General features: G+C 57.8%; 22 protein-coding genes. 9 read left to right on the top strand and 13 right to left on the bottom strand.

Translation table 11 applies throughout. The annotated features are described in order from the left end of the window. Positions 1-3: 3 nt before the first annotated feature. The 3 genes from CPAR_RS10165 to CPAR_RS10155 form a co-directional block, all read right to left on the bottom strand. Positions 4-951 (bottom strand): Ppx/GppA phosphatase family protein, encoded by a 948-nt coding sequence (locus CPAR_RS10165; protein ID WP_012503228.1) that lies wholly within the window; start codon positions 949-951, stop codon positions 4-6. A gap of 57 nt (positions 952-1,008) precedes the next feature. Continuing rightward, entirely contained in the window at positions 1,009-1,878 is an 870-nt protein-coding gene (gene prmA / locus CPAR_RS10160) for a 50S ribosomal protein L11 methyltransferase (RefSeq protein WP_012503227.1), read from the bottom strand. Between the two features lie 144 nt (positions 1,879-2,022). After that, positions 2,023-2,616, bottom strand: a complete 594-nt coding sequence (locus CPAR_RS10155) for a C40 family peptidase (protein ID WP_198002623.1) — start codon at positions 2,614-2,616, stop codon at positions 2,023-2,025. Positions 2,617-2,754: 138 nt separating this feature from the next. Between CPAR_RS10155 and lysC the strand changes: the two genes are divergently transcribed. The 4 genes from lysC to CPAR_RS10135 all read left to right on the top strand — a co-directional run bounded on the left by lysC (position 2,755) and on the right by CPAR_RS10135 (position 7,107). Continuing rightward, positions 2,755-4,167: a lysine-sensitive aspartokinase 3 gene (gene lysC, locus CPAR_RS10150; protein WP_041466196.1), complete on the top strand. Its 1,413-nt coding sequence runs from the start codon at positions 2,755-2,757 to the stop codon at positions 4,165-4,167. A 191-nt stretch (positions 4,168-4,358) separates the two neighbouring features. Beyond that, positions 4,359-5,348: a phosphoribosylformylglycinamidine cyclo-ligase gene (purM, locus tag CPAR_RS10145; protein WP_012503224.1), complete on the top strand. Its 990-nt coding sequence runs from the start codon at positions 4,359-4,361 to the stop codon at positions 5,346-5,348. Between the two features lie 42 nt (positions 5,349-5,390). Beyond that, positions 5,391-6,089 carry a glycerol-3-phosphate 1-O-acyltransferase PlsY gene (plsY, locus tag CPAR_RS10140; RefSeq protein ID WP_012503223.1) on the top strand — a complete coding sequence of 233 codons (699 nt, stop codon included), beginning with the start codon at positions 5,391-5,393 and terminating at the stop codon, positions 6,087-6,089. 16 nt (positions 6,090-6,105) lie between these two features. After that, positions 6,106-7,107: an NAD(P)H-dependent glycerol-3-phosphate dehydrogenase gene (locus CPAR_RS10135; RefSeq protein WP_041466371.1), complete on the top strand. Its 1,002-nt coding sequence runs from the start codon at positions 6,106-6,108 to the stop codon at positions 7,105-7,107. 46 nt (positions 7,108-7,153) lie between these two features. On the opposite strand, the gene CPAR_RS10130 is transcribed toward CPAR_RS10135, so the two are convergent. The 3 genes from CPAR_RS10130 to CPAR_RS10120 form a co-directional block, all read right to left on the bottom strand. Next, on the bottom strand, positions 7,154-7,645 hold the full coding sequence (locus CPAR_RS10130; RefSeq protein WP_012503221.1) for a SixA phosphatase family protein: 492 nt from the start codon (positions 7,643-7,645) through the stop codon (positions 7,154-7,156). Continuing rightward, complete coding sequence (locus CPAR_RS10125; RefSeq protein WP_012503220.1) at positions 7,642-8,763, bottom strand: glycoside hydrolase family 3 N-terminal domain-containing protein; 1,122 nt, start codon at positions 8,761-8,763, stop codon at positions 7,642-7,644. Before CPAR_RS10125 ends, CPAR_RS10130 begins: the two co-directional genes overlap by 4 nt. 65 nt (positions 8,764-8,828) lie before the next feature. Further along, the gene (locus tag CPAR_RS10120) at positions 8,829-10,145 is read right to left on the bottom strand and encodes an AAA family ATPase (RefSeq protein WP_012503219.1); all 1,317 of its coding nucleotides are present in this window, start codon (positions 10,143-10,145) and stop codon (positions 8,829-8,831) included. 129 nt (positions 10,146-10,274) lie between these two features. On the opposite strand from CPAR_RS10120, the gene kdsA reads away from it, so the two are divergent. Together kdsA and CPAR_RS10110 are read left to right on the top strand one after the other, a co-directional pair. Next, positions 10,275-11,135, top strand: a complete 861-nt coding sequence (gene kdsA, locus CPAR_RS10115) for a 3-deoxy-8-phosphooctulonate synthase (protein ID WP_012503218.1) — start codon at positions 10,275-10,277, stop codon at positions 11,133-11,135. After that, positions 11,132-11,704, top strand: a complete 573-nt coding sequence (locus tag CPAR_RS10110) for a KdsC family phosphatase (protein WP_156773428.1) — start codon at positions 11,132-11,134, stop codon at positions 11,702-11,704. The genes kdsA and CPAR_RS10110 overlap by 4 nt, the downstream gene beginning before the upstream one ends. 218 nt (positions 11,705-11,922) lie before the next feature. On the opposite strand, the gene CPAR_RS10105 is transcribed toward CPAR_RS10110, so the two are convergent. The 5 genes from CPAR_RS10105 to ruvX all read right to left on the bottom strand — a co-directional run bounded on the left by CPAR_RS10105 (position 11,923) and on the right by ruvX (position 16,281). After that, positions 11,923-13,374, bottom strand: coding sequence for a hypothetical protein (locus CPAR_RS10105; RefSeq protein WP_012503216.1), 1,452 nt, complete (start codon positions 13,372-13,374; stop codon positions 11,923-11,925). A 42-nt stretch (positions 13,375-13,416) separates the two neighbouring features. Then, entirely contained in the window at positions 13,417-14,268 is an 852-nt protein-coding gene (locus CPAR_RS10100) for an NAD(+)/NADH kinase (RefSeq protein ID WP_012503215.1), read from the bottom strand. Next, the gene (locus CPAR_RS10095; protein WP_012503214.1) at positions 14,265-15,131 is read right to left on the bottom strand and encodes a prephenate dehydrogenase; all 867 of its coding nucleotides are present in this window, start codon (positions 15,129-15,131) and stop codon (positions 14,265-14,267) included. Before CPAR_RS10095 ends, CPAR_RS10100 begins: the two co-directional genes overlap by 4 nt. 8 nt (positions 15,132-15,139) lie before the next feature. Beyond that, the gene (gene pyrE / locus CPAR_RS10090) at positions 15,140-15,721 is read right to left on the bottom strand and encodes an orotate phosphoribosyltransferase (protein ID WP_012503213.1); all 582 of its coding nucleotides are present in this window, start codon (positions 15,719-15,721) and stop codon (positions 15,140-15,142) included. A gap of 134 nt (positions 15,722-15,855) precedes the next feature. Beyond that, complete coding sequence (ruvX, locus tag CPAR_RS10085) at positions 15,856-16,281, bottom strand: Holliday junction resolvase RuvX (protein WP_012503212.1); 426 nt, start codon at positions 16,279-16,281, stop codon at positions 15,856-15,858. A 288-nt stretch (positions 16,282-16,569) separates the two neighbouring features. On the opposite strand from ruvX, the gene CPAR_RS10080 reads away from it, so the two are divergent. Further along, positions 16,570-17,430: a TIR domain-containing protein gene (locus CPAR_RS10080; protein ID WP_012503211.1), complete on the top strand. Its 861-nt coding sequence runs from the start codon at positions 16,570-16,572 to the stop codon at positions 17,428-17,430. 206 nt (positions 17,431-17,636) lie between these two features. Here the strand turns inward: CPAR_RS10080 and CPAR_RS10850 are convergent, their stop codons facing one another. Then, positions 17,637-17,813, bottom strand: a complete 177-nt coding sequence (locus CPAR_RS10850; protein WP_012503210.1) for a YqaE/Pmp3 family membrane protein — start codon at positions 17,811-17,813, stop codon at positions 17,637-17,639. A gap of 229 nt (positions 17,814-18,042) precedes the next feature. Between CPAR_RS10850 and CPAR_RS10075 the strand changes: the two genes are divergently transcribed. Then, a complete protein-coding gene (locus CPAR_RS10075; RefSeq protein ID WP_012503209.1) occupies positions 18,043-18,366 on the top strand; it encodes a hypothetical protein in 324 nt (107 codons plus the stop codon). A gap of 146 nt (positions 18,367-18,512) precedes the next feature. Then, on the top strand, positions 18,513-19,316 hold the full coding sequence (locus CPAR_RS10070) for a glycerophosphodiester phosphodiesterase family protein (RefSeq protein ID WP_012503208.1): 804 nt from the start codon (positions 18,513-18,515) through the stop codon (positions 19,314-19,316). A 34-nt stretch (positions 19,317-19,350) separates the two neighbouring features. Here the strand turns inward: CPAR_RS10070 and proC are convergent, their stop codons facing one another. Continuing rightward, positions 19,351-20,151 (bottom strand): pyrroline-5-carboxylate reductase, encoded by an 801-nt coding sequence (gene proC / locus CPAR_RS10065; RefSeq protein WP_012503207.1) that lies wholly within the window; start codon positions 20,149-20,151, stop codon positions 19,351-19,353. Between the last annotated feature and the right edge of the window lie 2 nt (positions 20,152-20,153).

Raw genomic sequence — 20,153 nt, 5'->3', positions numbered from 1 at the left:
GCTTCAGCTCCGGTCGCGCAGCTTCTGAAGCTCTTGCTGCGCCACGCCGTAGCGCAGTCCCTGGATGCTGACTGTCAGGCTGCCGACACCGAGCATCAGCATGAACTGGTGCAGGATCAGCACGCCCATTGTGAAGACGTCGGCGCGTCCCTCCGGAATGCCGAACGCCACGATTTCGTCGAGCGTCATTGCGCGGAGCCGTTCGAGCAGCTCGTGCACCGCATCATACTCCAGTCTGAAGCCCTGCACCCGCATCGGGTCGAACTGCTTGTCTCCCAAGCACACCTGCGCTATAGTGGTCAATGTGCCCGCAACACCGAACACCTGCTGGCGGCCCGCGAAAAAGGGCGGCAGCGTGGCGGCGAGATGGTTGTCGATCTCCTGCCGCGCCGCCTCGAACTCCTCCGGCGACGGGGGTTGCGCGGTGCAGAAGCGTTCGGTCATCCTCACCGAACCGATGTTCATGCTGATCGCCTCTTCGACCGTGCTTGTCGTGCCCATGATGATTTCGGTGCTGCCACCGCCGATATCGATCACCGTGAAAGGCTCCGGTACCTCCGGCAGCCCGGCCACCGCGCCGAAGAAGGTGAGGGCCGCCTCCTTTTCTCCGCTGATGCAGCTGATTTCGATGCCGGTCGCATTTTTCACCGCCGCGATGATGTCGTCACGGTTTGCTGCGTCGCGCAAAGCGCTGGTGCCGACGGCGAGGATGCGCTGCACGCCAAGCTCGTCGCACAGCTTCCGGTACTCCGTCATGCAGGCGGTCAGCCGGTCGAGCGCCTCCGAATGGATCAGCCGCTGCTCATCGACCTTCTGGCCAAGTCGCACGATGGTCTGGCGGTGATCGACGGTCACGATCTTGCCGGTGGCGGGTTCGAGGTCGGCGATCAGAAGAAGCGCGGTGTTGGTGCCGACGTCGATGCAGGCGATGCGTTCGGTTGCGTTGGGCATGGTGTTAAGAATAGGTCTTATAGGTCAGATAGGACTTATAGGACGAATAGGTGAATATCAGTTTTTTGGTTCGATCAATGCTGACAGCCACTCGTCTTCGTAGATCGTCTTGACGTTCGTGTAGTCGATGCGCTTGAGCAGCTTTTTGAGCCACGGCTCGTCGTAAACCAGCACGCCGGAGAGCAGTACCTGAGCGTTTGGTGCGTGGCGGCGGATGACCGGCAGGATTCGGTCAAGCACATTTTTGTTGATGTTGGCCAGAATCAGGTCGTAGCCCTCCTTGAGGTTGGCTACCATCTCCTCTTCGGCGTCGAGCAACTCTACCTGGATGTCGGCCACGTCATTTTCCGCGACGTTCTCGACGGCGTTCTCCGCCGCCCAAGCGTTGTTGTCGAACGCGAGGATCGGGTTGCGGTTGCCGAGCTTGCGGGCTGCGATGGCCAGCACGCCGGTGCCGGTGCCGATGTCCATGATCTTTTTGTCGGCCAGGTCAAGCTCCTCCATCTGGCGCAGCATCAGGCGCGTGGTGGCGTGGTAGCCGGTGCCGAAGGACATCTTCGGGTTGATCGCGATGACGATCTGGTCCGGTTTGACGTCGTACTCCTTCTGGTGCTGGATGATGAGGAAGCGGTTGGAAATTTCCACCGGCTGCAAGTGCGCCTCCCACTCGGCGTTCCAGTTTCGGTCGGCCATGAACGAGGCCGTGAAGTGCGGCGCGGAGCCGAAGGTCTCCCGCAAGAGCGTTTTGATGGACTCTTCCTTTTCAGCGTTCCACTCGCTTTCGGGCAGGTAGGCGAGCAGCTTTTTGTCCTCTTCGAGGAAATATTCGATGCCCTCCTGCGAGAGCACGGCGATGTAGAGTTCGTAAAGGTCGCTGTCGATTTCGAACGCCAGCTCGATATGGTTATGGGTTTTGGGCGGCTGCATCGGTGATGGTGTTGCTGTGAATGAGTGTTGTGATCAAAGATAGCAAAAGTGGTAACAGGTCGTACAGGGGAAGCGGCTTTCCGGCTGTTTTCGCGTGTCCCTTCCGGAGAGCGGGATGCACCTCTGCAAAGCCATCGTGCATCGTTACTCCTGCACCTTGATAATCCTTGCACCAAAGGCGAAGTGTTTGGCGTAGCTTCTTTCCTTCAAAGAGCTTATGGTGACTTTTTTTGCGACCGATGAGGCGTGGGCGAAGCGCCCGTCACCAAGGTAGACGCCGACATGGCTGACGTCGCCTTCGAACGCGAAAAAGAGCAGGTCACCTCGCTCAAGCTGCTCGCGCGGCACCATCGAACCGACCAGTGCCATATTGTAGGAAACTCGTGGAAGCGCGAGGTTAAATGCCTTGGCATAGAGGTATTGCACGAAGCCCGAGCAGTCGAATCCCTTGCGAGTGGTTCCACCATAATGGAATTTGATGCCCTTCAACTGCTCGATCGATTTGAGCATTGTTTCGTATGAGCGTTCGGAAACCTTGACCGGCAGTGCACACCGTTCACGCCCCACGGAGCGGAGGCAGGAGATAGAATTTTTTCTCTTTTTTAAGCTATATTTGCTCTCCATGCGCTCGGAGATCGGCCGTGAGCTTTGGCAAGCGCTAAGCGCAAGCATGACGAATGATAGCGTTGCGAGCAGTGCGATTCTGAGTGCGCGTTGCGCGGTTACGGGCGTTGACATGATTCGGTAGATTTCTTTCATGGGCCGGTGTGGCAACGGTTTTCCGTTGTTTCGGGTTCATGCGTGATCCCGATCATAGGCATTATACTGAAAATATGAACCTGAAACGATCAGTATCACATTCATTCGATTGCGGTTATGGTAGTTATGAAATTCGGCGGCACCTCTGTCGGCACGGCAGCAGCCATGCGGCAGGTGATCGCCAACATTGCTGAAAAGAAAAAAACAAGTGCGCCGCTGGTCGTCCTGAGTGCATGCAGCGGCATTACCAACAAATTGATCCAGATCGCCGACGAGGCCGGTTCGGGTCGCCTCAAGGAGGCGTTGAAGCTGGTTGGTGAGGTCCGCCAGTTCCATCTCGATCTGATCGGCGAGCTGATTGGCAACGAGGAACTCAGAGCTGCGGTGATCGAAAAGATCGGTGTCTATCTCACCCGCCTCGAACGCCTGACCGAAGGCATCGAGATCGTCGGCGAGCTGACCGAGCGCTCCAGAGACCGCTTCTGCTCCTTCGGCGAGCTGCTTTCGACCAGCGTCTTCGCCGCTGCGCTGAACGAAGCGGGCGTGCCTTGCGAATGGCTCGATGTCAGGACCGTGATGATTACCGACGACCGCTACGGTTTTGCCCGTCCGCTCGCCGAGACCTGCCGGAAGAACACCACCGAAATCATCAAACCGCTGCTCGATGCGGGCACGGTTGTAGTGACGCAGGGCTACATCGGCTCGACCGAATCTGGCCGTACCACCACGCTTGGCCGTGGCGGTTCCGACCTGTCGGCGGCGCTCTTCGGCGCATGGCTGCATTCGGAGTCCATCGAAATCTGGACCGACGTTGACGGCGTGATGACCACCGATCCCCGGATGGTTCCGGAGGCCCGCAGCATCAGGGTCATGACCTTCTCCGAAGCTGCCGAGCTGGCTTACCTCGGCGCGAAGGTGCTCCATCCCGACACCATCGCTCCGGCAGTCGAGAAGAACATCCCGGTCTTTGTGCTCAACACCTGGCACCCGGACTCCAAAGGCACGCTGATTACCAACGATCCCGAGCTGCTTGCCGGCAAGAGCCACGGCGGCCTGGTCAAGTCGATCGCCGTCAAAAAGGGGCAGGCCATTCTCAACATCCGCTCCAACCGGATGTTCGGGCGTCACGGCTTCATGAGCGAATTGTTCGACGTGTTCGAGCGTTTCGCCATTTCGGTCGAGATGATTTCGACCAGCGAAGTGTCGGTCTCCCTGACCGTTGACGATGGCTCGGTGGGCGAGACTTTCATCAAGGCGCTGAGCTCGCTCGGCGAGGTCGAGATCGAGCACAAGGTGGCCACGGTGAGCGTGGTTGGTGACAACCTCCGTATGTCGAGGGGTGTGGCGGGTCGGATTTTCAATTCGCTGCGCAACGTCAACCTGCGCATGATTTCGCAGGGCGCTTCAGAGATCAACGTTGGTGTCGTGGTCGATGAGAGCGATGTAGCTCCGGCGGTCGCGGCACTGCACTGCGAATTCTTTACCGCCGACCGCTGCGCCGGCATCTTCGAGAAACCGGCCGGAAGCTGAAAAATTTGCGGCAGACCGAGAAAAGAGTTATAAATCCGGCAACAATGAATCGCAAAGGCTGCCGCAGAAAGAAATTGGGCTAAAGCCCTCATTTATTTTGCTTTATCGGCATACCCCGGACTAAAGTCCGGGGCAATTGCAAAGAGTTTTATTGGCCGGAGCATAAACAGGATAATCACGGAAAAAGAGTTATGGATTACAAGAAAGCCGGAGTCGATATTTCAGCGGGCGAGGAGTTTGTTCGCCTCATCAAGCCGCATGTCCGCCAGACCTTTACCCCGCAGGTGATGACCGATATCGGTGCGTTCGGTGGATTTTTCCAGCCCGATTTCGCGAAGTACGAAAAGCCGGTGCTGGTCAGCAGCATCGACGGCGTGGGCACCAAGCTCAAGATCGCTATCGAGCTGGGCAAGTACGACACGGTCGGCTCTTGCCTGGTCAACCACTGCGTGAACGATATTCTGGTCTGCGGCGCGCGTCCGCTCTTTTTCCTGGACTACTATGCCTGCGGCAAGCTGAAGCCGGAGATCGCCGCTGCCGTCGTCACCGGGATGGTGAAGGCTTGCCGCGAGAACGGCGCCGCTCTCATCGGTGGTGAAACAGCCGAGATGCCGGGTGTGTACGACGTGGAGGATTTCGATCTTGCCGGAACGATTGTCGGCATGGTCGATCAGCCGCACATCATCAACGGCTCGAAGATCGAAGCGGGTGACGTGATGATCGGCCTGCCCTCGACCGGCCTGCACACTAACGGCTACTCGCTGGCTCGCAAGGTGTTCGAGGGGCGGATGAACGAGACGTTCGCCGGGCTTGACGGCACGGTCGGCGAGGAGCTGCTGAAGGTGCACCGCTCCTACCTGCCGGTTATCGAACCGCTGCTCGGCACCGGTGATCTTCGCGGCATGTCGCACGTTACCGGCGGTGGCCTGATGGGCAACACCATGCGCATCGTGCCGGAAGGACTTACGCTGTCGGTGGACTGGTCGTCCTGGCCGGAGCCGCTGATTTTCGACCTGATCCGCAAGGAGGGCTCGGTGCCCGAAGAGGACATGCGCCGCACCTTCAACCTCGGCCTCGGCCTGGTGATGATCGTCGCCAAAGAGCGGGTCGATCACATCATGGCCTACTTGAAGTCCAGAGAGGAAAATGCCTACATTGTAGGTGAGGTCGTCAAGGCCTGACCCTTTTCGAGTGTTTGTTGATCATTCAATCAGGATCGTTCTATGCTGACCTTTCTTGCTATCATCACTGTTGCCTACCTCATCGGCTCTATTCCGACCAGCATCATCGCAGGCCGAATGCTCAAGGGTATCGATATTCGTGAGTTCGGGAGTGGTAACGCTGGAGGAACCAACGCATTCAGGGTGCTCGGCTGGAAGGCCGGGCTTGCTGTGACGCTTATCGACATCGCCAAAGGGACGATTGCCGCTGTGCCGGTCGTGGCCTTTTTCAAAGCCCATCCGCTCGGCGCGTTTCCTGACATGAACGAAATCGCCCTCAACCTGATCGCCGGCATGAGTGCCGTGATCGGCCACGTTTTCACGGTGTTTGCCGGATTCAAGGGGGGAAAAGGTGTCAGTACCGCCGCCGGAATGCTGATCGGTATCGCCCCGATCAGTATGCTGATGGTGATCGGCGTGTTCATCCTCGCCATTACGTTGACGCGCTACGTGTCGGTCGGCTCGATTCTGGCGGCTATCGCCTTTCCGCTGATCATTGCAATCCGCAAGTATCTCTTCGATCTCGGCACCGGGCTCGACTACCACTTTTTCGGCAAATGGCTCGTGCATGACAGCCTCGACTACCACCTGCTCATTTTCGGCGGCATCGTTGCGGCAGCCATCATTTACACCCACCGGGCCAACATCAAACGCCTCTTTTCCGGAACCGAAAATCGCCTGACCTTCGGGCGGCGCTCATGACATGGCAGAGTCTCCGATGACCATCACCGTGCTCGGCGCGGGAAGCTGGGGTACCACGCTTGCCGTTCTGCTGGCTCACAAAGGCTACGATGTCCGGCTGTGGGCTCACCGTCCCGAGTTTGCTGCGGCGCTGGAGTCCGACCGGGAGAACAAACGCTACCTCAGCGGCACGCTTTTTCCCGATAATCTGCACGTGGTCGCCGATCTTCACGATGCTGTGCGTCCAGCCAGGATTATCGTCACCGCCGTGCCTTCGCAGGCGTTGCGCCAGACTGCGCAAGGGTTTGCAGACCTGCCGCTCAGTGACAAGATCATTGTCAACGTCGCCAAGGGCATCGAGCTGGAAACCGGGAAGCGGATGTCGGAGGTACTGCTGGAAACGCTGCCGGGCCTCAAGCCTGAACAGGTCGCCGCTCTCTACGGGCCCAGCCATGCAGAGGAGGTTGCCCAGCACCAGCCAACCACCGTCGTGGCCTGTTCACCCTCCGAAGAGACCGCTCTTCTGGTTCAGGAGGTGTTCCACACCCAGAGCTTCCGCGTGTATGTAAACACCGATCTGGTCGGCGTCGAAATTGCCGGTTCGGTGAAAAACATCATCGCCATCGCTGCGGGAATCTCTGACGGACTAGGGTTTGGTGATAACGCCAAAGCGGCGATTATTACGAGGGGGGTGGCTGAAATCTCGCGCCTCAGCGCAAAGCTCGGTGCTGATTCGCTCACCATGTCCGGCCTCTCCGGTATCGGCGACCTCGTCGTCACCTGCCTGAGTCGTCACAGTCGCAACCGTGCTGTCGGCGAGCAGATTGGCAAGGGGCTCAAGCTCGACGAAATTCTCAGTGAGATGAGCATGGTGGCCGAAGGGGTGCTCAGTTCGAAAGCTGTAGTCAAATTGGCAGACCGGCTTGGCGTTGAAATGCCGATTTCGCAAGCTGTCTATGAGATGCTTTTCGAAGATAAACCCGCTCCGCAGGCGATCCTCGATCTGATGACCCGCGATCCCAAGCCCGAGCATTATTGAGGTCATTCAGGCCTTCAAAACAGATCCAGACCTCTTTTCTTCTTCCTTACTCCTTTTCCGGATACCTGTACCAGTCAAGCGTGCCGCAGCCGGTGGCAGTTTCCTTCCAGTGCGGAATCTCCAGATCGATTTTTGCGATGCCGCAGGTGTTCATATCCCCGGCGGGTTTGCCGGTGAGCCAATCGACAAAGGCGCTGATGACCGGATTATGCCCGAACAGCATCGCCGTGCCATATTCGTCGGGCAGTGTTTGGACGATGGCGACGAGCGCCCCGACCTGCCCTTCATAGATTTCAATCTTCTGCATGATCTGCTCGCGCTCGATGCTGAGAGTGTCGGCGAAGATTTCGGCGGTTTCAATCGCTCGGCTTGCCGGGCTTGAAATGAGCAGTTCAGGCGTGATTTTTTTCTTTCGAAGCAGCTCGCTCATTTCTTCAGCCTGCTTGTGGCCACGTTTGGTGAGCATGCGGTCGAAGTCGGCCATCGCCGGGTCGTGCCAGCCGGCTTTTGCGTGGCGGACGAGGTAAAGGGTTTTCATGGTGCTGGGGTGATGGTTCGTTGTTTCAGGGCTATGATCCGCCGGTACGAGGCGTCGATCCGTTCGGGCGTGACGTCGCCTTTTTCAACGAGACGGCGGATGATGGCGTTGGCTTTTTCGGCGATTTCAGGATCATAGATGCCTACGTTGTTGCCGAAGAGCAGCACATCGACGCCTGCGTCAATCGCCAGCCGGATCGCCTGTTCGAGGCCGTAGCGGTCGGCGATGGCTTTCATCTGCATGTCATCGCTGATGACCACGCCCCGGAAGCCGAGCTGCTTGCGCAGGAGGCCGTCAATCGTGGCTTTCGAGAGCGTCGCCGGGTAGCTGCTGTCGAGCTTTGCGTTGAAGACGTGGGCGGTCATGACCGGGTCGCTGTAGCCGTTGCCGATTAGCGTCCGGTAGGGTTCGAGTTCGGTTTTTGACCAGGTGGTGGTAACGTCGGTGAAGTCTTTGTGGGTGTCGGTTGTCGAACTGCCGTGGCCAGGAAAGTGCTTCAAGGCAGCGATGATTCCTTGCTGGTGGAACGTATCGACGAAGATTCTTGCCTGCCGGGCGACCACCGCCGGATTGCTGGAGAAGCTCCGGTCGAGCTTGCCGATAACCGGGTTTTCCGGATTGACGTTCAGATCGACCACCGGTGCGAGGTTCATGTTGATACCGAGGCTCTTGAGCAGCTTCGCCGTGGTTCCAGCGGCCTGCCGGGTGCTGTCGGCGTTGTCCAGCCTGCCAAGGTAAGCGGCGGAGACGGTTGGCGGAAAGCCGCGCGACGGTTTGAGGCGACAGACGCGTCCGCCCTCCTGATCGACAGCGATGAAGAGCGGCATTGGCGCGAGGCTTTGCAGCTCTTCGGTAAGCCGACGAACCTGCTTCGGCGACTCGATGTTGCGCACGGGAGATTTGGAGGGGACGTCGTAATCGAAGAGCACCACGCCGCCGATCTGGCCAGCTCGAAGCGCCTTCTCGAATGCCGGATCGCTGCTGGCGTCGAGCCCCCTGAAGCCGACCATGAGCATCTGGCCGATCTTGATTGACAGGCTGTCGGGCGTCGATGGCGCGGCCAGCGCGGTGGTGAAGCTCAGCAAAAGCAGCAGCGCCGCGAGGAGGCTCTTTTTCATGGTGGGTGGGAAAGTGACAAGCCGGATGGAACTTCGGAAAGCCCCGTCCGGCTTGCGGTTCGGTGTTATCGTTTCTTCATCACGATGGTGTCGTTTTCAAGGCTGATCTCGACGGTGTCGTCTTCGCCAATCTGACCGGCGAGGATCATCTCCGACAGTCGGTTGGTGATCTGCCGCTGCATGACGCGTTTGAGAGGACGCGCGCCGAATGCAGGGTCGAAGCCGGTGCGGGCGAGCCACATCAGCGCCTCGTCGGTGATTTCGAGCGTGATGCGCTGGCGGGCGGCCATCGCCTTGATGATGTTGAACTGGATGGTCACGATCTCGCGCAGGTTCTCCTGGGTCAGCGGCGTGAACAGAATCACCTCGTCGATGCGGTTCAGGAACTCGGGTCGCACCTGCTGCTTGAGCAGCTGGAAGAGCTTTTCCTGCAACCCTTCGAGCACCGCTTCGGAAGCTTCGCCGTCGATCCGCTCCATCTCGCTCTGGATGAGCTGGGCGCCGATGTTCGAGGTCATGATGATGATGGTGTTCTTGAAGTTCACGGTGCGGCCCTTGCTGTCCGTCAGCCGCCCGTCATCGAGAATCTGGAGCAGGATGTTGAACACATCCGGGTGCGCTTTTTCGATTTCGTCGAGCAGCACCACCGAGAAAGGTTTGCGCCGCACTGCTTCGGTAAGCTGGCCGCCCTCTTCGTAGCCGACGTAGCCGGGAGGCGCGCCGACAAGGCGGCTCACCGTGTGCGCCTCCATGTACTCGCTCATGTCGATGCGGATCAGCGCGTCCTCGTCGTCGAACAGGTATTCGGCCAGCGTGCGGGCCAGCTCGGTCTTGCCGACGCCGGTGGGGCCGAGGAAGATGAACGAGCCGATTGGCCGCTTTTCGTCGCCCATACCCGCCCGCGAGCGCTTGACCGCGTCGCTGACCGCGCGCACAGCTTCGTCTTGACCGACGACGCGGCGGTGCAGTTCAGCCTCGATGCCGAGCAGCTTCTGGCGTTCGGACTGAAGCATCTTGCTGACCGGAATTCCCGTCCAGCGGGAGACGATGTCGGCGATGTCGTCCGAGTCGATCTCCTCTTTCATGATGAGGTCGCCGGAGGCCTGCCGGGCTTCGATTTTGCGATTGTTCTCTTCGAGCTGTTTTTCTATCTCGGCAATCTTGCCGTAGCGGATTTCGGCCACCTTGCCGTAATCGCCGCTTCGTTCGTAATTTTCGGCCTCTACCCTGAGGTTTTCGATCTGCTCCTTGAGCTTGCGTGAGCCGTGAATCAGCTCTTTTTCAGAATCCCACTGCGCCTTGACGGTCGCCTGCTCCTCCTTAAGGCTCGCGATCTGCTTTTCAATATCGGCCAGCCTTTGTCTGGTATCTGCGTTATTCATAAACAGCTATCGTTGATGGAGAGTGAAAAGAAAAAATATTGATTAAATTGGCTGTTCCAATGTGCGAATCCTGACGCTTCGGCTGTTCTTCTGACCGCCGTTACGTCTTAAAGCATAACAGTATAACGTATGCAAAAGTTCTCGATCGGCCCTGTGTCGCTCCCCGGGCCCACGGGACTGTTTCTCGTTGCCGGCCCCTGCCTGATTGAAAACCGTCAGATGGCTGTGGCTGTCGCTACCGAGCTCGACCGGATTCGGCAGGAGGAGGGGATTTCGGTCATTTTCAAGGGTTCTTATCGCAAGGCGAACCGCTCATCGGCTTCGTCATACACCGGCATCGGCGATCGCGAGGCGCTGGAAATTCTGTGCGAAATCCGGGATGTGTTCGATATGCCCGTGCTGACCGACGTCCACGAGACTTCGGATGTCGAGCTTGCTGCATCCTACGTTGATGTGCTCCAGATTCCGGCATTTCTTTCCCGGCAGACCGAGCTGATTGTGGCGGCGGCTTCGACCGGTCTTGCTATCAACATCAAGAAGGGGCAGTTCATGGCTCCTGAGGATATGGCGCTGGCCGCCGAAAAGGCGGCTTCGACCGGGAACCGCAAAATTATGCTGACCGAGCGCGGGACTACCTTCGGCTACCATAATCTTGTTGTCGATTACCGGGGACTGCCGATCATGGCCGACTCCGGCTGGCCGGTCATTTTCGACGCCACGCACAGCGTGCAGTTGCCGAGCGCCTCGTCAGGCGTTTCCGGCGGGGATCGCCGCTTTCTCATGCCGCTGGCCCGTGCGGCGGTTGCTGCGGGGGTTGACGGACTCTTTTTCGAAGTGCATCCGGAGCCGTCGAACGCCATGTCCGACGCTGCCACCCAGGTGCCGCTCGACCAGTTCCACGCCATGGTGCGGGAGCTGATGCAGCTGCAGGGCTGCATGCAGTCGATCCGCGAAGCTTTTCATTCACCTAACCAATCAGAAGAATCTTGAGCTCTTTCCAGTTTTTCGGCATGCAGCCTTACCAGGCTGATCCATCCTCGCAGATCACTGCTGCCCTTGGCGGCATCAAGGCCCTGGTCTGCTCTCTTGACGGCGTTCTCAATAGCGGCACACTCACCTTCGACGCCGAGGGGCGAGAGATGCCTTCGCTGTTCGCTCGCGATCTGGTCGCCATCCGTGAGGCGCTTCAGCTCGGCATGAAGGTTGCGGTCATCGCCGGGCGCCAGGCCAGCGCGTACCGCCCGATGCTCGAAGCGGCCGGGGCGGTCGATCTGTTCCTCGATGGCGAGGATCGGCTCGAAGCCTACGAGCTGTTCAAAAGCCGCCACGGTTTGCAGGACGACGAGTGCGCCTGCATTGCCGACGACATCGACGATCTTGAGATCATGAAGCTTGCCGGGTTGCCGATTACCCCCATCAACGGCGTCGAATACCTGCGCGCCCGCGTTGGCTACGTCTCGGTCTATGAAGGAGGCAAAGGGTGTGTCCGGGAGGTCGTCGAGATGATTCTCGAACATCAGGGGCGCTGGGCTTACAGCGAAAAGCAGGCGCAGGGGTAATAGATAGTTGATAATGGGTAATGGTGGGATCGCCAATTTTCTGTAGGGGTAAGCCTTGCGCCTACCCTTGTGGGGAATTCAAAAATCCTGTGAGGGCAGCCGCGAGGGCTGCCCCTACAAATCTTCCGTCGTTGTCCCCTTCACCTGTTGACGATCTGCTGTTTGGGTTGATTTGAAACCTTCCTCTACCGAACTATCGATTTCGATTCCAATCCCCTTCACCACTCTTTTCGCGCACAGGCGCATTGCTCTGAATTCAGGAACATCGCCATACCGCTCAGTGACCTCGTGCCGACGATGTTGGTGCCATGGCCGGGCTCGATGTGCACGTCTCCGAGATAGTCGATGCCCGCTTCCAGCGCGAGTTCCAGGGCGTCGAGCTTCCCGAGGAGGCTGTAGGCCGCCGATTGCGGCGTCGAGCAGGAGACAGGCGGATTTTCCCTTCCATGTTTGACATACCCTTTCGGAATCATGTCGTCGTTGGGGTAGTGGTGCCAGTGGGTCATGCCGCTGCCGAAGCGTTCGAGCAGCTTGGGAAAGCGGCTTGCCGGGCGGACCGTGCGCAAAATGCTGGCGATCACGGCGTTGCCGACGGCGTGGGCGATGATGGTGAGCGTGTCGAACGATGGTCGGGTGACGAAGTCCGCAGGCAGTCCCGCCGGAGTGGCGAGCCACGGTTTCCCGCCCGCATCAAGGCCGATTTCCACCAGATCGCGCTCCGGATCGATGGCCGTTTTGCGGCAGCCCGAACGGGTCGTCAAGATGCGCACATCCGGTACGGGCACCAGCAGGCGTTTGCCTGCAACCGTGACCGGCACGAGGCTCTCCTTTACTTCATCAGTATCGTTCGCCTCACGCGCCGGTTTGACGGCAACCGGGAGCTGGCGGGCGAAGAAGCCGTAGCTCATGCCGCTGCGGTCGTCGAGATAGCGCGAGACGATCTTGCGGTAAAAGTCGTTCCGGTAGTCGAGCGATTCGCGCGAGGTGTGGTTCATGAATCGTGGGTTGGCTGCCCAGCGCCGACCGCACTCCACGAAATCCTCCGCAATCTTCCGAAACTCCGGCGTCGATGTATCCAGCGCTTCGTGGCGCAGCTCAAGGTCGCCGTCGCGTGGCGGCACCACCTGTGCGGTGATTTTGGGAATCAGCGATTCCAGCACGTCTTCCGGCTCCGGCAGCGGTGTGTCGAAGGTGGTGATGCCTCCGTTCATGCTGCACACCGTCCAGCTCTCGTCGGTGACGTAGATCAGCAAATGCACCATCTCCCACGCCAGTCGCCCGATCACTGCGTCGAGCGTCTCCTGCGGCGTCTGGCCGTCGCGCACCGGTGGCGGTTCGTCGTAGACGCCCACGATGAGGTTGTTGTAGAGCGTCGAGACCCGGTTGATCGGCAGCAGCCTGTCGGGAAAGCTCCCTGGTGCGATCACCGCCGTGCCCGCCTCGAAGCGCGCCGGCCGACCGTTCTCCGTAACCTCGTCGGCTATCGACACACCGCATTGCCGGAACGCCTCTCGCAGCGCTGCGGTGAACTCGCTCAGGCGCGGGCTCAGCCCCGGAGCCGGGCAGATGGCCACGCGGAGCTGCGCGCTCATCGAAGCGGGATTGAGCGGCGTTGAGGTTGGAATGCCGAGAAGCCGGTTCAGCCAGAAGGCGCTGATGCGTTCAGTCATGAAAAACAGAGGCTCGTGGGTTTGTCAATGGTCTCGGTGCGGTTACTGGCCTGTGGGGTGTTCGTGGCTCCAGAGCAGCTTTTTGCGAAGGATTTCGCAGTAGCTTCTTTTCTGATTGGCCACCAGATTGACGTGATGCGGCGACTTTTTGACCGTCACCACCTCTCCCGGAGCGAGCAGTTTTTTCTGGATGCCGTCCATTTTCAGCGGAAACTCTCCGGATTGTGAATCGACCGAAACCTTGATGGTTTTGTCGTCGCTGATGACAATTGGCCGCACGGTCAGCATGTGCGGGCAGATCGGCGTGATGACGAACACGTTCGACTTCGGCGCGATGATCGGGCCACCTGCGGAGAGCGAGTAGGCCGTCGAGCCGGTCGAGGTTGCGATGACGATGCCGTCGGCGCGGTAGGAGCCGAGAATTTCGTCGTCCAGCCGGATGACGAACGCCGGCAGCCGTCGTGTTGCCGTGCCCTTTTCAATGATGACGTCGTTGAGTGCTGTCATCGGTTCTTCCGATTCAAGCGTTGCTTCGAGCTGCGAGCGGGTATGCTTTGAATAATTTCCGCTGACCAGATGCTCCATCGCCGTCCACATCTCGTCGGGACTGAACTCGGTCAAAAAGCCGAGGTCGCCCACGTTGATGCCGAGCACGGGTTTGGAGCGGGAGTAGTGCGAGGCGAGCAGCAGCGTGCCGTCACCACCAAGGGAGACGAAGGCGTCGCAGTGCTGGTTGAGGTCAGCCTTCTCTTCCCACTTGCCGCTGCCGATAGCTTTGGCCGACTGGCGATCGAACACGTAGTCGATCGAACGCTCATCCAGCCAGGCGACAAGTTCGCATGCCAGTTCCAGCGCCTTGTCGCGCGTGATGTTGACGATGATGGCCAGTTTCATGAGCAGCCCCTTTCCTGAAGGCGTTGATAGAGCTCGTTCGCTTCCCGGAACCTCGCATCGAGTGCCTCGATATTGTCGTTGCGCACCTCTTCGGCGAGGTTCGCCAGCAGTGAAGAGAAGGCTGCCAGGTTGTCTGCGATGTTGTCTCGGTTGGTTCGAACAATATCGCACCAGACCGGCCAGGGGCTGCCTGCGAGCCGCGTTGCCGAGGCGAATCCCGGTCCCGAATGTTCGACGTTGTCCCGGCAGTGCTGCATCAGGGCCGTCGAGACGAGCTGAGGCAGGTGGCTGATGTTGGCGTAGATTCGGTCGTGATCCGCCGGGCTCATGGCGGCCACGTTGCAGCTGGCGGTGCGAAGCAGTTCGACCAGCTCGGCAGCATGGCCCGATTCGGGCAGTCTGTCGCCGGAGCAGAGGATGACCATGCGCTCGCAGAGCAGCTCCGGAGAAGCGGCGCAGTAGCCTTGCTGTTCACGCCCGGCGATGGGGTGCATCCCGATGAAGTTCAGCTCCAGCTTCTCGGCACGGGTGGCGATTTCGGCTTTGGTGCTCGACACGTCGGTGATCAGTGCATCGGCCGGAGCATGTTGCTTGACGGTTTCGAGCAGGGCGATATTTGCAAGCACCGGCGCGCAGAGTACGATCAGATCGGCTGCATAGAGCTGCGCCGGATCGGTCTCGAAACGATCCAGACCGAAGTTGTCGGTGATGGCTGCGATGTCTTTCTCGTTGAACCCGGGATCGAAGCCGACCATCTCGATGTTCCGGCCCGTTGCTTCACCGGCGTGTTTGAGCGCCTGCATCAACGAGGTGCCGATTAGGCCGAGGCCGATGAACGAAATGGTGTGGATGCCTTGCCGCATATCGCGTGTCAGCCTTGCGCGTTGCTTCGACTGCCCGGTGCGTCAATCGGCAGGCCCTCCTTGCAGAGCGGGCACTCCTCGGGCGCATAGCTCACCACCTCCATCATGAGCAGCGAAAACTGCTTATCGGCGAGCTTCACCTTGCCGTTGCTGCGGTCAACCACCGAAGCGACACCGGCAACCGTCGCGCCGGCAGCCTTGACTTGCTCCATCACTTCGACGACCGAACCGCCGGTGGTGATCACATCCTCGACCACGAGTACCTGCTCGGACGGGTCGATGGAAAAGCCGCGCCGGATCATCATCGTCCCCTCCTTGCGCTCGGCAAAGATGGTTTTGACGCCGAGTTGACGCCCGACCTCCGTGCCGACGACAATGCCGCCGATGGCCGGCGAAATGACTGTCGTGATACCGGAATCCCTGAAGTGTGCGGCAATTTCGCCACAGATCGCCGACAGGTACTCCGGGTACTGCAACACCTTGGCGCACTGGAAGTAAGAGTTGCTGTGGCGGCCCGAGGTGAGTTTGAAATGGCCATCGAGCAAAGCGCCGCTCGATTTGAACATCGCGAGGGTTTCCGAATTGGTCATGGAGGAACAGTGGTCAGTTATGCGTGAGAAGGATAATGAAGGGCAACTGCCTATCGGGATGCCCAAAAGTAAAGATACAGAAGCCTGCTTGAAAAGTTAAACCTAAAATCTCGCAGAGGCGCTGCGAATGCCCGTCAGGCGCGGCTGTCCAGCCAGCTTTGCAGAATCAGGCAGGCCGCTGCCGTGTCGAGCCGTCCCTTCTCGTTGCGTTTTTTTCGGCTCGCTCCCGAACCGGCCAGAAGCTTCATCGCCGAGCGCGACGAGCGGTACTCATCGATGGTCTCGACCGGCACCTCCGGCAGTGCCACCCGAAGCTCCTCGGCGAAGCGATCCACGACCGACGTCATGCGATTCTCTTCCCCCTTGTCGCTCAGCGGATAGCCCACTACGATCCGTTCAATTCCCTCCTCATTCCGAATCTTCGACAGTGCCCCGAGCAAGCCTTCCATATCGAACGTCCCCACCGGCTGGGCAAACATCCCCAACGGATCGCTTTTCGCAACGCCAATACGCTTGGTGCCAAAATCGATGCCGATGATACGTTTGTGGGAATGGGGCATAATTGATAATGGACAGTTAGATAATGGATAATGTAACAACAAGGTATGATGAATAGGTCGGCTTGAAAAATTCTGTTGGCTCAGTCGGATCGGTTGGCGATTTCGTACGAATTCCATAGGGGTATCGAGAGGTTACGTGACCTTCAATGATTTTGTAGGGGCAAGCCTCGCGTAAGCCCGCAGTGCGAAACCGATAATCGCAGTAGCTTTTACGGAAAAGAAGGCTCTCGTTGCCGTATATTCGATAAAAGTATTGAATTCAAGACACTGCGAATGTCCTCAACTCCTATGGCAAAAGAACAGCCCCTGCAGAGAAAACCTGCTAACCTTAAGGCCGAGCAGATGAAACGTGGAATCGCGAGACTTGAGCAGCGCATCGCTGAATTTGAGGAGATTGACGTAAATACCATTGAAAATGAAGATGACTCTCCATTAGAGGGGCTTATACTTAAAGCGAACAGCACCCTTCAGGATATACTTGGCTATGACAGTATTGAATATTTTGATTACAAATTATTTGAATCGATATCTATTAGTCATTTTATTCCTAGCGCAGATATAACACTTATTAAGTCACTTATTCAAAAAGAGTTAACAAGTGCAGTCCGTCAGTTAAAAACGCTCAAAGAGTTGTTCGAGGAGAGAATTGCTGATGCGGAGGCACTTCCGGAGAATCCAACCGCCCAATCATTATCGCCAATCAATACCGGTAAAGTCTTTATCGTTCATGGTCACGACCATGGCGTGAAGGAGACCGTCGCTCGTTTTATCGAAAAGCTCGGTTTAGAACCGATCATCCTGCACGAGCAGCCCAACGAGGGAAAGACGGTGATTGAAAAGATCGAGAGGCATGCCACTGCTGACTTTGCTGTGGTGCTGTTTACTCCAGACGATACTGGTTATCCATCAAAAAAGCCAGATGATGCCAAACCGCGAGCGCGGCAAAATGTTGTGCTTGAGCTGGGTTATTTCATGGCAAGACTCGGTCGGAATCGTGTTGCTTTGCTTCAAGTCGGCGATGACATAGAGATTCCTTCTGATTTTTCCGGAGTTCTCTATCTGACCTTTGATAATGGGGGTGGCTGGAAATACCAGCTTGCCAGTGAGATGAAGGCCCGGGGGATGGCAATCGACATGAATAATGTTTGATTGTTGTTAAACCGGTAACCGCATTCCAAGAGGTAATCGGATAAAAAAGAAAAGCCCCGAAGAGCCGAGGGCTTTTGATGCTTATGAATGGAGGCAGGATAAAGCTACTTCACCAACCCGTACACTTCCAGTGGATCGGAAACATACGGGCTGGTGGAGAAACTTATGGGTGTGGCGGTGTAGTTGTAACCGGTAAGGAATGGATTTCAGGCTTCAGCTTTTTTCTTGAGCTGTTCCTGTGAGATCATGACAAGGGCGGCGACGACGCCGGGGATCCAGCCCCAGAGGGTGAGAATACCGGTGAGCATGATCGTGCCGGCTTCTTTGTTCATAACAGCGGCAGGCGGCAGAATGAAGGCCAGGATCAGACGGCGAATGTCCATGATGATCTCCAGGTTTAAGGTGATATTATTGCTATCCTTAAATTTACAATTTCAGCGGCAACAATCAATGGAAAAGCGGCAGGTGGTTGCCCGGCTTGTATCGGGGGACAGAGCTGAAAAACGCCATCTTGCTTTTTTTTGCCGAAATCGTAAATTGTAGGCCCTTGCTGCAAACACCTCGAATGCTGTTTTACCGCTCAAGGATTTGTAAACTAAACGATAGACCAACTTGTACAATAAGATCCATCCTGACGTGGTCCTGGATGAGGTTGACGAGGCTCTTGACGAGCCTAACTACAATAATTTCAACACGTCGCCGGACCCTCCGAGTCCTTACGCCGACCTTGAAAAGAAGTACCGTAAGAACAAATTCAACAAAACTCGCAAAAACGCTCCCGCCGAACTGTACGGTACTCACGGGCTCACCCCGGTCAATGGCTCCGCGCCAAATGGCAACTCCAAGCCGAATGGCAAGAAATTTCAGAAGAAACGAAACAAAAAGGCTCCTGCCCACAAGCCATACAGAAATGGCAACGGTAAAAAGAGCGCCTGAGTGCTTATGTCCGGTCAAGCCGGATCCGTTCCTTGCATTCAGTCTGAAAATGGCTTTTTGGTCGATAAGCCGTTAACTCCGGGATTTCGATTTCGACGAAGTGCTTTCCGGTCTGTAATGGGATAATTCTGTCTCGTTCCTATCATATGTCCATTGAAATTCAGGCTCATCGCGGGGCGCGGGCGTTCTTTGCCGAGAACACGCTCCTGGCCTTCTGCAAGGCTGCCGATCTCGGATGTTGCGTCATCGAACTCGATCTGTGCGTGTCGCAGGACCGCAGGATTGTTGTTTCGCACGACCCTTGGATCGAGGTCGTTTCGGACGCCGGTTTGACGCGGCGCTGGCTTTATTCGATGAGTTATGAGGAGATCGTCCGCTACGATTGCGGCGCAGCGTCGCCTGCGTTTCCGCATCAGCAGAGTGTAAGGGCGTCGCGTCCGCTGTTGCCGGAGGTGTTCGATGAGGTTGAGGCCCATCTTCAGCGCATCGGGCGTCCGGGGGCGATGATCTACAATCTCGAAGTGAAGTCCTGGGCGTATCGCGACGGCATTGCACATCCCTCGCCTGCGGAGTATGCCGCGCTGGTGTTGCGCGACATTGCGGCTTCGGGAATCGAAACTCGCGTCCGGCTACAGTCGTTTGATGAGCGCATGGTGAGCGAGGCAAGAGCGCTGATGCCCGAGCTGACTCTCGGGCTTCTCGTCGAGGAGCCCTCGGTGCTCGATACTTTTCCGGATCGCTTGGGGTTCGTGCCGGAGTATGTAAATCCACGCTTTGACCTTGTCGATGAGGCGCTGGTCGAGCGGTTGCACGGCATGGGTGCCAAAGTGGTGGTCTGGACGGTCAATGCTCCGGAAGAGATGCTCAGAATGCATCGTCTTGGGGTTGACGGCATCATTACCGACCATCCGGAAATTGCGCTTCACCTGTCAGGGCTTGCTGGCGCGTGACAGGTCGTTTTCTCTCCCCTTTTTTCAGCTCAACCTATTTCATCAACTCTTTCGAGCGGCTGGCCGCGGCCTTGACGGTTTCGACGAGCGCCTGGCGCACTTCGTGCTCATCCATCGCTTTCAGTCCGGCCTCGGTCGTTCCGCCCGGCGTGGTTACTTCGCGAACCAGATCCTCCGGGCTTTTGCGGCCAGACAGAACCATCTTCGCTGCGCCAAGCATGGTCTGGGCAGCGAGCAGTTGCGCGGTCTGGCGATCCAGTCCGCACTCCTCGCCACCTTCGGCCAGCGAGTCGATAATGCGGAACATGTAAGCCGGTCCGCTGCCCGAGACGGCCGTTGCCGCATCCATGCCACTTTCGTCGATGACGGCGGTTTTGCCGATGGCGTTGAAAATCTGTTCCGCAGCAAGCAGGTCGTCCGCGGTCGCATGCGCGCCTTTGCAGAGGGCAGTCATGCCTTCGCCGACAAAGGCCGGGGTGTTGGGCATCACCCTGATGACGCGCGAGCCTTCAGGCGCATTCGCTTCGATGAAGCCTGTCGAAATACCTGCAGCCACGCTGATGATGAGGTGTTCCCCGTGCAGCGCATGCTTCAACTCGCCCATCACTTCAGCCACCTGATAGGGTTTGACCGAAAGGATGATGATGCTCACATCGCGTGCCAACCCCTCGATCGACTCTTCGGCCTGAACGTTGTATTGCAGGGCGACTGAGTGCAGGGCATCGTGCGATTTGTCGTAGCCGCAGATGACGATGTTCGGGTCGTGAGAGAGTCCGGAAATCAGGGCCTGGGCGATGCGTCCGGTGCCGATGAAGCCGATGGAGAGTCGTGACATGA

Origin of the sequence: Chlorobaculum parvum NCIB 8327 (genome assembly GCF_000020505.1) — a bacterium.
Taxonomy (GTDB): domain Bacteria; phylum Bacteroidota; class Chlorobiia; order Chlorobiales; family Chlorobiaceae; genus Chlorobaculum; species Chlorobaculum parvum_A.
Note: the sequence above shows the minus strand (reverse complement) of the source record. Positions and strands in the feature narration are given on the sequence as shown.